The organism is Bacillus sp. RAR_M1_44, from assembly GCF_020165935.1.
GTDB lineage: Bacteria > Bacillota > Bacilli > Bacillales > Bacillaceae > Bacillus > Bacillus altitudinis.
The window spans coordinates 264,892-277,375 of record NZ_JAIUKX010000003.1 but is presented as its reverse complement, the minus strand read 5'-3'; the positions used below and the strand labels follow the sequence as shown (position 1 = coordinate 277,375).

The following is a 12,484-nucleotide window of genomic DNA, read 5'->3' as shown; positions in this document are numbered from 1 at the left end:
AAAATGTGCAGCCGGCCGATAGAGTGATTACACTATAGAATGAGGTGAAGAAAGAGTGGAAATTGTCGTGATTTGGTTTCGCCGAGATATGCGATTGGATGATCATATCGCCTTATCAAAAGCGATCACATATGCAAAAAAACATCAGTACCGATTATGTGCTTTTTATCATCTAGATCCATTTTTTACAGAAATGGAACTGGATTTGAACAACGAACATTTCTTTCAAAACTTGGCCAATTTTGTAAAGGAAGCAAGAGAATCTCACATGTATGTTCATCTCATTCATGATGACATTTTGTCCGCTTTTCAAAAGCTCATAGATGCTTATGACATCAATGCGGTCTTTTTTAATGAGGACGAAGTAGGAAATGGTCGAACACGTGATGAGCAAGTGACCCGTTTCTTAGAAGAAAAGGGCATTCATGTGTCAAAGTGGCAAGATACGCATCTGCATGGTGCGAGAAATATTTTAAAAGCGGATGGTTCTCATTATCAAGTGTTTACTCCATACTACCAAGCGTGGCGGAAGCAGGAGAAGCAGTCTGTGATAAAAGTTGACAAATCATTTCTGAGCAGTGAGCATACGATTTGTGATGAGTCACTTTCTGAAAAGGGAGACGAGAAACTGAGGGACATCATCAAGAAATGTACAAGGAAATTCGATCAGATTGGGTCAGACAAAGCGAGAAGCACGCTAGACGGCTTTATTCAAGAAAGATTGACGCGTTATCATGAGAAACGAGATATTCCGTCTGTTTTTGGGACGAGCAAGCTGTCTCGGTTTTTAAAAACTGGGACCATTTCTATTCGCACGATCTTTCATGCGGTCAATGAGGAAGAACTTTTTGAAGATGAGGGCAAGGAAACATTTATCAAAGAGCTGGCATGGCGTGATTTTTATCATATGATCTTTGCGCATTATCCAGAGATGAAAGAAAAAGAAATCAATGCCTCCTTTCAACATATAAAATGGAATGATGATGAGACACTTTTTGAAGCTTGGTGTAAAGGACAAACAGGATTCCCGCTCGTTGACGCTGGGATGAGACAGTTAAATGAAGAAGGCTGGATGCATAACCGTTTGAGAATGGTGACGGCTTCATTCCTGACAAAAGATTATCTCATCGATTGGAGAATGGGCGAAGCGTATTTCGCGAGAAAACTTGTCGACTATGATGAGGCTTCGAATATTGGAGGATTTCAGTGGGCAGCCTCTGTCGGAACGGATGCTGTTCCTTACTTCCGTATTTTTAACCCAACGACCCAGTCGAAACGATTTGACCCAAGCGGAGAATATATTAGAAGGTATGTGCCAGAACTTAAGCATGTGAATGAAAAATGGATTCATGAACCGAGTAAAATGCCGATAGATGAGCAAATGAAATCGGGATGTGTGCTGGGGGATACATATCCTCTGCCTACAGTCGATCATCAAGAAAGACGGAAAAAAGCCATTTCGCTATTTGAAGAAGCGAAACAAACATAAAAGAAATCCCCCTTTTCGGATGAAAGGGGGATTGTATGTTTATCTGAAAGGCTCTTTATTTTCATATTTAAACCGGGCAATGAGTAAGCAGAAGTAGCATAGTACCCCAAACAAACAAGAAATAAAGAATGAATGAGCAAGCGCATAACCGAGTGCGAGCTGAGAATAAACAGACATGACACCAGAAATCGCTTGAAGTGTAATCAGAATGGCTGAAATGATCCATCCATAATACAGCTGCTTTTGTTCTTTATAATGTTTAAGGGCATGGAACATCGCAACAAATATCCAAACGAATAAAAGAAGGGCTGCTGCTCGGTGAGACATTTGAACCCATTGATTAAAATACGCTGGAAGTGCGCCGTCTTTTGAACAAAATGGGAAGACAGAGCATGCAAGACTTGATTTTGTATGTCTCACATAGGCGCCCGTATACACCACAATATACGTATATGTGATCAACCCATAAATATGGAACTGCATTCTTTTGCCGATATGAAGCGGCTTCACAAGCTTTGTTTCAGATCTGGTTGCTTCAAACACAAGCAGTGCCAGTAGTAAAATGGAAGCAAAAGAAATCAGTGAAATACCGAAGTGCAGTGCCATGACAAGTGCGTTAGAACCAAACACAACGGCGAGTGCCCCTAACAGCGCTTGAAGCAGTAAGAATATAATGGACATGATGACCAAAAATTTGGTTTCACGGAATACTGGACTGATTTTTTTCCAGCATAAGACCGCCAGTGCCAATACAAGAATGGTGGAAACTCCTGTTGACATGCGGTGGCTCCATTCGATAATGGAAGCAGGGTTCATTTCTGGAAAGAAACGACCGTGGCAAAGGGGCCACTGTCTGCCGCAGCCAAGACCGGAGCCAGTTTTCGTCACAAGCGCACCGCCAATCAGAACGATCAGCATCACAAATGTTGTGACAACGCTCAATAACCTTAAAGCAAATTTCATCAAATGATTTCACCTTCTCTAAATAACTTCTGATCTAAATGAAAACCTCACATGCTCTCAAGTTTAAGCCAAATGCGTGTTCTGTTGCAATTCATAATGACCAAAGTTCACAAAAAAATGATATGTTAGTTCACAAAGTTTACAGATTTAGAGTGCTTGATCTTTCTTTGACAGTCTGATAGAAATAGAGGAGAGAATATTTCATTTTGCACCGCCTTCTGAAACGCACATCCTAATAAATTCACGAAAAGTTCACAAATAACTTCAAGTTTGTCGTTTATTATTTAATAGGATGTTTTTTTACAGCTCTTTATCTTGTATGATAGAGTTGTAACGATTTTACGTTTTATTCGTTCGTTTGAAGGTTTGGGCAAGGGAGGTTATACACATTGGCAAATTCCAAAACAGCCGCGGAAGCAGCTATTCATGGACAAATAGAAGAAACAACCGCTTTAAAAGATTTTCTTGCTCTTATTAAAATGGGCATCGTCAATTCCAATTTCATTACAACTTTTACTGGAATGTGGCTTGCTTTTTATTTTACAGGTATGAGTTTCCTTGGGAATCTTGATATTGTGCTGTTAACAATGATTGGTTCTTCTCTTATTATTGCCGGTTCATGCGCCATTAATAATGCGTTTGACCGTGATATTGATATACTAATGGAAAGAACAAAAACAAGACCGACGGTGACAGGTAAAGTTCAGCCAGGTCAAGCGTATGCATTTGGTATTCTGCTTGTTGTACTTGGACTGATTATGCTTCTGATGACAACTGTTACATCAGCAGTGATTGGATTTATCGGTGTCTTTACTTATGCAGTTCTATACACGATGTGGTCTAAACGCCATTACACCATTAATACAGTCATTGGGAGTGTATCTGGTGCGGTTCCGCCATTAATTGGCTGGACAGCTGTTACAGGCACCATCGACACAACGGCTTGGGTCCTGTTTATGATTATGTTCATCTGGCAAATTCCACATTTCTTATCACTTGCGATTAAGAAAACGGAAGATTACCGCAAAGCAGGTATTCCAATGCTGCCAGTTGTTTACGGCTTTGAAGTCACAAAACGCCAAATCATCATTTGGACAGCATGTCTTCTTCCGCTTCCATTTTTCTTAGGTGGATTAGGATGGCCGATTGTCGCACTTGGCACATTGCTGAACATTGGATGGCTCGTCATTGGTCTTATGGGCTTTAAAATGAAAGATATCATGAAGTGGTCAACACTCATGTTCGTTTATTCATTAAACTACTTAACGATCTTTTTCGTTGCGATGATTATTATTACACTATTCTAGAGTGAAATACACTTTGATCACATCAAAACAATGGCTATATCTTATAACACAACATTTTCTTACAACTATGAAAGCCGCCTGATATTCAGTTCTATTTAGGCGGCTTTCTGTTTATACATAGATGGTATTTTGAGTAAAAACATCATTTTTTTATGAAAAGAGGAAATGTAAGTGCTTTTATAAGAGGCGGGGGTTATGGATGGGTGAAAGGTGATTTTATAAATAAGAGGTAAAAGCGAAAGGCAAAGGAGATCAAGCAAAAGGGGTTGGGACAAATTATGATAAGAAAATGGCGTGTTTATTCACTATTTCTTTTACTGACGCTCGTTTTGGCGGGCTGCGGTGAACCATACTTATCAACACTGAGGCCAGTTGGGGAAGTAGCAGATAAACAGTTTTTCCTAACGGTACTGAGTACACTTATTATGGTTCTTGTCGTTATTGTTGTATCGATCATTTTCTTTTACGTCATCATTAAATTCAAACGTTCTAAAGTGGGAGAAGATACGATTCCTAAACAGGTAGAAGGGAACCGTAACCTCGAAATTACGTGGACAGCGATTCCGATACTTCTACTCATTATTCTCGTTGTACCTGTTGTGGCATACACGCTTGAGCTAGGGGATACAAGCGCCATGGATAAGAAAAAACGAGATCCTGAAAAGACACTTGTTGTGAATGTAAGAGCCAGCTTATATTGGTGGGAATTTGAATACCCTGATTATGGGATTGTGACAAGTCAGGAATTGATTGTTCCAACTGATCAAAAGGTTTATTTTAAGCTGAAAGCATCTGATGTGAAACACTCATTCTGGATTCCATCAGCTGGGGGTAAAATTGATACAAATACAGACAACGAGAACAAGTTTTATTTAACATTTGACTCAAAACGAACGAAAGATGCTGGAGAATATTTCTATGGGAAATGTGCGGAGCTTTGCGGTCCATCACATGCTTTAATGGACTTTAAAGTTAAAACGCTTTCTCAAGATGAGTTTTTAGGCTGGACGAAAAAGATGGCAGATTATAAGAAGCCTGCATCTACGTCAGATCTAGCCCTTGAGGGTGAAAAACTCTTTAAAGAGAAAAACTGTTTAAGCTGTCATGCGGTAGAGCCTGGAGATGAACGACCAGAGGCGGCAAGGACTGCACCAAACCTTGCAACCTTCGGAGAGCGGACAAAAGTAGCTGGAATTAAAGACATGAACAAAGAAAATGTCAAAGCATGGCTGAAAGATCCAGAGAGCTTTAAACCAGGTAATAAGATGACAGGGACGTACCCTAAACTAAATGACTCAGAAGCAGATGCACTCTACGAGTATTTAAAAGGTCTTCAATTACAGTAAATGCCTTGAGCAGCTTGAAGTGGTGCACATTCAAAAGGGTATACGATCTATGTGAAGTTTTTGTTAAGAGCTCCCGAATAAGTCTCTACATCCAAGAATAAGTCATCTGTCAGATATAGTCTGTTTTAGAACGTGAAGATAGACATTGATATGAAAAGGGGCAAATGGGAGATAAGAGGGGGATTTCATGGTGAGTACAATAGCTAAAAAGCGGGGGTTTGGCGCTGTCTTATGGGATTACTTAACGACGGTTGACCACAAAAAAATTGCCATACTATATTTAGTGGCAGGGGGATTTTTCTTTTTAATTGGTGGCCTGGAAGCGATGATTATCCGTATTCAGCTAGCCATCCCTGAAAATGATTTTGTGAGTGCAGGGTTTTACAATGAAGTCATGACGATGCATGGAACAACGATGATTTTCCTTGCAGCAATGCCGCTTTTATTTGCATTAATGAATGCGGTTGTACCCATTCAAATTGGTGCACGTGACGTAGCGTTTCCATTTGTGAATTCACTTGGTTTTTGGTTGTTCTTTTTCGGAGGAATTTTCTTAAACCTTGGATGGTTTATGGGCGGAGCACCTGATGCAGGCTGGACTGCCTATGCGTCGCTCACGCTGAATTCAGAAGGGCACGGCATGGATTTCTATATTTTAGGGTTGCAGATAGCGGGTATTGGTACGCTAATTGCCGGAATCAACTTTCTTGCAACGATTATTAATATGAGAGCGCCAGGTATGACGTATATGAGAATGCCGCTCTTTACCTGGACGACGTTTGTGGCATCCGCATTAATTTTATTCGCATTCCCGCCGCTGACAGCAGGGCTTGCGATGCTGATGCTTGATCGAATGTTTGATACGAGCTTTTTTAATCCAGAGCTCGGCGGAAATACAATCATCTGGGAGCATTTGTTCTGGATTTTTGGACACCCAGAAGTGTATATCTTGATTTTGCCGGCATTTGGGATTTTCTCTGAGATCATTCCGGTGTTTGCAAGAAAAAGATTGTTTGGTTATTCGTCCATGGTGTTTGCGACTGTATTAATTGGTTTCCTTGGATTCATGGTGTGGGCGCATCACATGTTCACAACAGGACTTGGTCCAATTGCCAATGCGATCTTTGCTGTAGCCACAATGGCAATTGCGGTGCCTACAGGAATTAAAGTATTTAACTGGCTGCTCACCATATGGGGCGGTAATGTGAAGTTTACAACGCCGATGCTATATTCAGTTGCGTTCATTCCGTCATTCTTACTTGGCGGTGTAACCGGCGTCATGCTTGCAGCAGCAGCAGCGGATTATCAGTTCCATGACACGTACTTTGTTGTGGCGCATTTCCACTATGTCATTATCGGTGGTGTGGTCTTCGGTATTTTAGCTGGTGTGCATTATTGGTGGCCGAAGATGTTTGGGAAAATACTAAATGAGAAGCTTGGGAAAATTGGCTTTGTGCTGTTTTTCGTCGGTTTCCATTTAACGTTCTTTATCCAGCATTTTCTCGGTCTTTGGGGCATGCCACGCCGAGTCTTTACATTCTTGCCAGGTCAGGGTCTAGACCTTGGGAACTTGGTCAGTACAATTGGGGCACTGTTCATGTTTGTAGCAGTTGTCATCATGCTGATTAATATCATCTGGACGACAGCAAAAGGGGAGCGTGTATCGGGCGATCCTTGGGGAGATGGAAGAACGCTTGAATGGGCAGTATCTTCACCTCCGCCAGAATATAACTTTAAGCAGCTGCCTCTTGTACGGGGACTTGATCCATTATGGATTGAGAAAATGGATGGCAAAAAAGGAATGACAGCATCTGAACCGCTCGATGATATTCACATGCCGAATAATTCCATCTTGCCTATCATTATCTCATTCGGTCTATTTGTGTCAGCGTTTGGTTTTATGTATCGTCAAGAACACAGCTGGGGTCTACCGGTGATCTTCATTGGTCTTGGCATCACGTTTGCGACCATGCTCGTTCGCTCTCTTAAAGATGATCATGGATACCATATTCACAAAGAAGATTTGACGGATGACGATGACAAAGGGGTGAAAGCATAATGGAACCACAAAAAATGACAGCGGAAACCTTTCCAGCTTCTCCTGAGAAAGCCACGTTAGAAGGAAAGAATAAGTTCGTCGGGTTCTGGTTGTTTCTTGGGGGAGAAACGGTCCTGTTTGCATCTTTGTTTGCCACTTATTTGGCGCTGAAAAATTCAAATGCAGGCGGCGCAACAACAACTGAAATGTTTGACCTCACACTTGTCTTTATTGCCACAATGCTTCTGTTAACGAGCAGTTTAACGAGTGTGTATGCTATGTATCATATGAAAAACTTTGCCTTTAAAAAAATGCAGCTTTGGCTAGGTGTAACCGTTCTTTTAGGTGCTGGATTTTTAGGGGTAGAAATTTATGAGTTTTATCATTATGTGCATGCGTATGAATTTACCATTACGAGCTCTGCACTTGGCTCTTCCTTCTATACGCTTGTTGGAACACACGGGGCTCACGTCGCATTTGGACTTTGCTGGATCACCGCTCTGATGATTCGGAATATGAGACGCGGACTCGATTTATACAATGCACCAAAATATTATGTGGCAAGCCTTTATTGGCACTTCATTGATGTTGTGTGGGTCTTCATCTTTACCGTTGTATATTTGATGGGAATGGTGGGATAAGAATGGGAAATAAAAACACAAATCAGTCCAAAGTCGATCTTGTCTATCGGAAAAAGAAAAATGCCGAAGAAATGAAGCATCAGCTCATTTCTTTCGGCTTGATGATTGGTTTAACGTTTGTTGCCTTTTTAACAATCGCCTCTGAAGACGTCGGAAATTGGTTCGCTGTCCCTTTTATTTTACTGCTTGCAGTGATTCAGGTCGCTTTTCAGCTTTATTATTTTATGCACATGAACCAAAAAGGGCATGAAACACCCGCATTGTTTCTTTACTCAGGTGTGTTTGTCGCGTTTATTACCGTTTTAGCCTTTTTGACCATTATTTGGTGGTAAGCTCGCTTTGCCCTTGAAGGAGGCGCAGCAATGGAAAACTTAGAGATATTTGGATTTCGTGCATTATGGAGTCCTTACTATTTGACATGTATTGTAGCAGCAGCCGCTTTTTATCTGCTTCTCGTGACGAAGGGTAAGCACCGTGCGACGGTGAAAGAGAAAACGCTGTTTCTCACGGGGCTTGTGTTGCTTTATGCAGTGAAGGGGAGCCCGATTGATTTAATGGGGCATATTATGTTCAGTGCACATATGGCGCAAATGGCAGTGCTCTATTTGGTCATCCCGCCCCTTCTTATTACAGGTTTACCTGCGGCGATTTGGGAGCGGATCATTCAAACACGGGGTATTCAGCCGATTTTCCGCTTGTTTTCTAAGCCGTTGATTGCCTTACTCGGATTTAACGGGTTGTTTTCGCTGTATCATATTCCGCTTGTGTTCGATTTTGTTAAAACAGATCCGTTTTATCACGCATTGATGACGGTTGTCATTTTTATCGCTGCCTTTTTCATGTGGTGGCCGCTTGTCCATAAAGTGCAAAGTCAGCCGCAGATTACAGGCATTTTAAAGCTTGGATATATTATGGCAGATGGGATTTTAATGACACCTGCCTGCGCACTCATTATGTTTAGTGAAGCGCCTATCTATGCCACTTATTCAGATGCCGGCGCATGGATACAAGCACTGCACCTATGCGTACCGAGTGATATGCTTGCTGGTCTTGCGCTTACGGGACCTGACATGTTTCATACATTGCCGCTGCTAGAAGATCAGCAGCTAGGTGCTATTTTGATGAAAATCATTCAGGAGATTGTATACGGATCCATTCTTGCTGTTGTCTTCTTTGACTGGGCGAGAAAAGAAAGAGCGAAAGATGCCGTACCAGATGCGCTCATTCCGAAATATGAATAAATGAAAAGCACAGCCGCAGGGGCTGTGCTTTTTATGCTTCAGCAGTTATCGCTTCTAGTTTTTCTTTCAATTGGTTCAGCGTTTTTTTGCTTGATTGAATAAGAGATTTAGGGAAATCTTCGCCTTCTCCATATTCAACACCATGCGGATAATAGTGTTTTCCAAGTAAAGGTGTCAGCAGCTGGATGTGGGCTTTTTTGGAGCCGACATCTCCCTCAGTGGCGTACCCAGAGATCCGTAAGTAAAACGTCCCCTCTACCATGTTATACTTCCTGTCGTACGTCACACGCTCATAATCCCATTGATCGGCTCGTACAAATCCTTCACTTTCCATAATGAAATCCAATTTATTTAAGTCAGCTGATACCTGTTCAATCCCCGTACCTTCAAACTTCACCCAAAACCCCTCCTTATAAAAATTCCCTTTACTGACAATCATAGTATGAAAGCGTTAAACTTTCAACTGTGAAGGGTATGTTCTTTTATAAGCTGGTTACAGTAATAAAGAAAATAACGGATGGAGGAATCAACGTGAAAACGAAAAAAATCAAAGATATCATGACGAAAAAAGTAGTGACGTTGCAAAAGGACGACAATGCGTATGAAGCGGCAGTCAAAATGAAAGATGCTGACATTGGTGCCATTCCAGTAGTCGACGGAGATCAGCTTGTTGGTATTGTCACAGACCGCGACCTTGTACTTAGAGGTATTGCTGAGAAAAAGCCGAACTCACAAGAGGTTGGTGCCATCATGACGAAGGAAGTTTTGACAGCTGAAGAAGATGCAACCCTAGAAGAAATTGTCCGGTTGATGTCAGAACATCAGCTCCGCCGTATCCCGGTTGTCAAAAATGGGGCACTCACAGGAATCGTAGCCCTTGGGGATTTATCAGTTGAAGATTTATCAAACGATCGTGCAGGTGATGCTCTGACGGAGATCTCTCAACAAGACCAGGATCATGGCCAAGGATTTCTTCATTAGGAGGGGCATATTTTAAATTCGTGTTAAATAGGCTGTATTGTCGTTGATAAATGGAGCAAGTTTTGTTTAAATGACAGTAGAAGGTACTTTTTGTACCTTGCCAATTTAACGGAGGTGTTTATTTGAAAACTGTGCTGAAAACACTCTTCATCCTCCTGATTATATCTGGAACGTACGTTCTGTTTATTCAATATGGATCTTCACCAGAAAAAGAAAACAGCAATGAGCCGAAGGTGTCTAATGAAGAAACATCTAGCGATAAGCCGATCAACATTCCGAAAAAAGGGCTCATGTCCTTTATGGGGAAATCTTCAAACGAAGTGCTTAAACAGCTAGGGGAACCAGATCGCATTGATCCTTCCGCATATGATTATGACTGGTGGATATACAATCAATCGAAGAAACACTATATTCAAGTAGGGGTAAAGGATAGTAAAGTGGTGACCTTGTTTGCGACAGGGGATGGGCTGAATGTTGAGCCGTTTAAAATCGGTCAAGCCACAAGTGAAGTGTTTAAAAAAACACAAATCGCTCCTTACATTCATGTAGAGGACGAGGGAAATTCATATCGCTTTGAATTCTCAGAAGATGATATGAATACCAGGCCGACGGTGAAAGTGGGAGATGATGTGTATGTCCAGCTCTACATGGATAAGTTTGAAAGCACTCTTTCGAGCATTAGAGCTTTTAACGCAGATACATTTGTCAAACAAAAGCCGTATGAAGTCGTTTATCGAGGTCAATTAATTGAACCTGAGGCGATATCAGGCGAAAAATGGAAGGATATTGAAGCGTCGAGTCAAAAACAAATTTTTGATATGACCAATATTATCCGCCATAAGTACAAACTACCGACCTTAAAGTGGGACGATGAAACCTCTGAAGTGGCATTCATGCATAGTGAGGACATGAAAGATCATCATTATTTCTCCCATGAATCTAAAAAATACGGCACGCTGAAAGACCGGTTAGAAAGAGGCGAGGTCGCATTTCAGCTTGCGGGGGAAAACATTGCATATAATTATGTTGATGGCCCTGCAGCTGTAGAAGGCTGGCTGAATAGCGAAGGTCACCGGAAGGCATTGTTAAATCAAGATTACACGCACCTTGGCGTTGGTGTGAAAGAAAAGTACTATACACAAAACTTCATTAAGAAAACGTCTTAATCCTCTAAACAGCTGCGCACAGATAGCGGCTGTTTTTTTTTATGAAAAGGGCTCACCAAAATAGACCCAGATGTATATAGTATAGTAGGCATTTGTATGGGGGGTGAGGATATGACAAATAAGCAAAAGCAAACATCCATTGATGAATTTAAACAGTTCGTCAGACGCCATCCGAAATTAATTCAAGAAGTGCAGACGCAAGAAAAAAGCTGGCAAAGTTTATACGAGAATTGGGTCATGTTTGGTGAGGAAGATGACATGTGGTCTCCTTACCGGCAAACACAAACGGAAGAAGCAAAAGAAGAAAAAGCCACTAAGCAAAGTGAACCGGGAAAAGCAGATTTTATGTCTAAAATGGTTTCTGCAGTGAAAAAAATGGACGCTGATCAAATGAATGAACAAATTAATAAAATGAGCCAGTCTATTTCCTCTTTACAAAGCTTACTCGGTCAATTTTCATCAAATGGCTCAAAGAAGGGTTCATCTGGAGGCAGCCAGCACCCATTCTCCTTCAGGAAAGATTAATTGAAAGGGGATGCTTTTGGTGCGGAGAGAAGTACAAGAGTTTGTCATGGCCGAAGAGGATCGAATCAAATTCATCAGGCAGCGCCCACTCTGGTATAGACAGTTAACGCGGCATCCTGAAAATGTCACTTCGTTTGAATTAGATAAAATGAACTTTTACGAAAAAACCATTCCTCATCGTGTGAGCCAGTTGAGCAATAGTGTCCAAATGGCTGAAATGATGATCCAGATGTTCCAAGCAATGCGCAATCAAAATGGAGCCGGGTGAGGCTTTTTTTGAGTTGATTAAGATGTCTATTTCATGAGCATCCTATGAAAGTAGACGAAAGGAGAATCAGAACATGAAATGGATGCTGTCAATATGCGCATTGCTTTTTCTTCTCACCGGATGTCAAAGTCAACATGATCAAGAGCAAGTAACTAGGCAAGAACCAGCAGTACCAGTCATGCAGCAGACGCAAAGTGAAATGAAGCAGCAAGGCTTTTTAAAATACAAAGTGCAGGGATCTGTTGTGTATATAGAAAGTACACTTCAAGATTTTCACCTTGAACCTTCACCCTTGAAAAAGGATAAGAAGGCGGGGTATTTTACTGTGTATGTAGACGGGAAACGGGCAGGCAATGAGTATACTGCGGCGTTTGTGGTCAAGCACCTTTCAAAAGGAAAGCATAAAATGACCGTTGTGCTAAATTCTCGTCACCCTGAATATAAGCAGAAAAGAGAGACGTGGGATGTATTTGTCACGTAAAAGCATTTTCTGATCCATAGGTTTCGTGGTAAACTATG

Annotated in this window: 14 protein-coding genes; 12 read left to right on the top strand and 2 right to left on the bottom strand. The window is 41.4% G+C overall.

Annotation, left to right across the window (positions count from 1 at the left end; translation table 11 throughout):
• The first annotated feature begins 55 nt into the window (after nt 1–55).
• Nucleotides 56–1,489, top strand: a complete 1,434-nt coding sequence (locus LCD34_RS17280; RefSeq protein WP_224559782.1) for a cryptochrome/photolyase family protein — start codon at nt 56–58, stop codon at nt 1,487–1,489.
• Between the two features lie 39 nt (nt 1,490–1,528).
• Here LCD34_RS17280 and LCD34_RS17275 read toward each other — a convergent pair whose 3' ends face one another.
• Nucleotides 1,529–2,452 (bottom strand): COX15/CtaA family protein, encoded by a 924-nt coding sequence (locus tag LCD34_RS17275; protein WP_017359381.1) that lies wholly within the window; start codon nt 2,450–2,452, stop codon nt 1,529–1,531.
• 389 nt (nt 2,453–2,841) lie between these two features.
• Here LCD34_RS17275 and cyoE point away from each other — a divergent pair, with 389 nt between their 5' ends.
• The 6 genes from cyoE to ctaG all read left to right on the top strand — a co-directional run bounded on the left by cyoE (nt 2,842) and on the right by ctaG (nt 9,025).
• Nucleotides 2,842–3,759 carry a heme o synthase gene (gene cyoE / locus LCD34_RS17270; protein WP_024720296.1) on the top strand — a complete coding sequence of 306 codons (918 nt, stop codon included), beginning with the start codon at nt 2,842–2,844 and terminating at the stop codon, nt 3,757–3,759.
• A gap of 278 nt (nt 3,760–4,037) precedes the next feature.
• Nucleotides 4,038–5,105, top strand: coding sequence for a cytochrome c oxidase subunit II (coxB, locus tag LCD34_RS17265; protein ID WP_224559781.1), 1,068 nt, complete (start codon nt 4,038–4,040; stop codon nt 5,103–5,105).
• A gap of 187 nt (nt 5,106–5,292) precedes the next feature.
• Nucleotides 5,293–7,164: a cytochrome c oxidase subunit I gene (ctaD, locus tag LCD34_RS17260; RefSeq protein WP_007499823.1), complete on the top strand. Its 1,872-nt coding sequence runs from the start codon at nt 5,293–5,295 to the stop codon at nt 7,162–7,164.
• Nucleotides 7,164–7,784: a cytochrome c oxidase subunit III gene (gene ctaE / locus LCD34_RS17255; protein ID WP_007499822.1), complete on the top strand. Its 621-nt coding sequence runs from the start codon at nt 7,164–7,166 to the stop codon at nt 7,782–7,784. Before ctaD ends, ctaE begins: the two co-directional genes overlap by 1 nt.
• Before the next feature lie 2 nt (nt 7,785–7,786).
• Nucleotides 7,787–8,116 carry a cytochrome c oxidase subunit IVB gene (ctaF, locus tag LCD34_RS17250; RefSeq protein WP_003211520.1) on the top strand — a complete coding sequence of 110 codons (330 nt, stop codon included), beginning with the start codon at nt 7,787–7,789 and terminating at the stop codon, nt 8,114–8,116.
• A gap of 30 nt (nt 8,117–8,146) precedes the next feature.
• Nucleotides 8,147–9,025 carry a cytochrome c oxidase assembly factor CtaG gene (ctaG, locus tag LCD34_RS17245; RefSeq protein WP_017367183.1) on the top strand — a complete coding sequence of 293 codons (879 nt, stop codon included), beginning with the start codon at nt 8,147–8,149 and terminating at the stop codon, nt 9,023–9,025.
• A 31-nt stretch (nt 9,026–9,056) separates the two neighbouring features.
• Here ctaG and LCD34_RS17240 read toward each other — a convergent pair whose 3' ends face one another.
• Nucleotides 9,057–9,422 (bottom strand): YugN family protein, encoded by a 366-nt coding sequence (locus tag LCD34_RS17240; RefSeq protein ID WP_041092198.1) that lies wholly within the window; start codon nt 9,420–9,422, stop codon nt 9,057–9,059.
• Nucleotides 9,423–9,583: 161 nt separating this feature from the next.
• On the opposite strand from LCD34_RS17240, the gene LCD34_RS17235 reads away from it, so the two are divergent.
• The 5 genes from LCD34_RS17235 to LCD34_RS17215 all read left to right on the top strand — a co-directional run bounded on the left by LCD34_RS17235 (nt 9,584) and on the right by LCD34_RS17215 (nt 12,446).
• Nucleotides 9,584–10,006, top strand: coding sequence for a CBS domain-containing protein (locus LCD34_RS17235; RefSeq protein WP_034646433.1), 423 nt, complete (start codon nt 9,584–9,586; stop codon nt 10,004–10,006).
• Between the two features lie 122 nt (nt 10,007–10,128).
• On the top strand, nt 10,129–11,172 hold the full coding sequence (locus LCD34_RS17230) for a CAP domain-containing protein (protein ID WP_008345031.1): 1,044 nt from the start codon (nt 10,129–10,131) through the stop codon (nt 11,170–11,172).
• Between the two features lie 111 nt (nt 11,173–11,283).
• Nucleotides 11,284–11,697, top strand: coding sequence for a YlbD family protein (locus LCD34_RS17225; protein WP_046343473.1), 414 nt, complete (start codon nt 11,284–11,286; stop codon nt 11,695–11,697).
• A gap of 19 nt (nt 11,698–11,716) precedes the next feature.
• Complete coding sequence (locus LCD34_RS17220) at nt 11,717–11,965, top strand: YlbE-like family protein (RefSeq protein WP_017359376.1); 249 nt, start codon at nt 11,717–11,719, stop codon at nt 11,963–11,965.
• 73 nt (nt 11,966–12,038) lie between these two features.
• On the top strand, nt 12,039–12,446 hold the full coding sequence (locus LCD34_RS17215) for a hypothetical protein (protein WP_007499810.1): 408 nt from the start codon (nt 12,039–12,041) through the stop codon (nt 12,444–12,446).
• The last annotated feature ends 38 nt before the right edge of the window (nt 12,447–12,484 follow it).

Coding starts and splice junctions, on each gene's coding strand:
- LCD34_RS17275 (WP_017359381.1), bottom strand. CDS start 2,452: ATGAAATTTGCTTTAAGGTTATTGAGCGTTGTCACAACATTTGTGATG.
- ctaG (WP_017367183.1), top strand. CDS start 8,147: ATGGAAAACTTAGAGATATTTGGATTTCGTGCATTATGGAGTCCTTAC.
- coxB (WP_224559781.1), top strand. CDS start 4,038: ATGATAAGAAAATGGCGTGTTTATTCACTATTTCTTTTACTGACGCTC.
- LCD34_RS17225 (WP_046343473.1), top strand. CDS start 11,284: ATGACAAATAAGCAAAAGCAAACATCCATTGATGAATTTAAACAGTTC.
- LCD34_RS17215 (WP_007499810.1), top strand. CDS start 12,039: ATGAAATGGATGCTGTCAATATGCGCATTGCTTTTTCTTCTCACCGGA.
- ctaD (WP_007499823.1), top strand. CDS start 5,293: ATGGTGAGTACAATAGCTAAAAAGCGGGGGTTTGGCGCTGTCTTATGG.
- ctaE (WP_007499822.1), top strand. CDS start 7,164: ATGGAACCACAAAAAATGACAGCGGAAACCTTTCCAGCTTCTCCTGAG.
- ctaF (WP_003211520.1), top strand. CDS start 7,787: ATGGGAAATAAAAACACAAATCAGTCCAAAGTCGATCTTGTCTATCGG.
- LCD34_RS17235 (WP_034646433.1), top strand. CDS start 9,584: ATGACGAAAAAAGTAGTGACGTTGCAAAAGGACGACAATGCGTATGAA.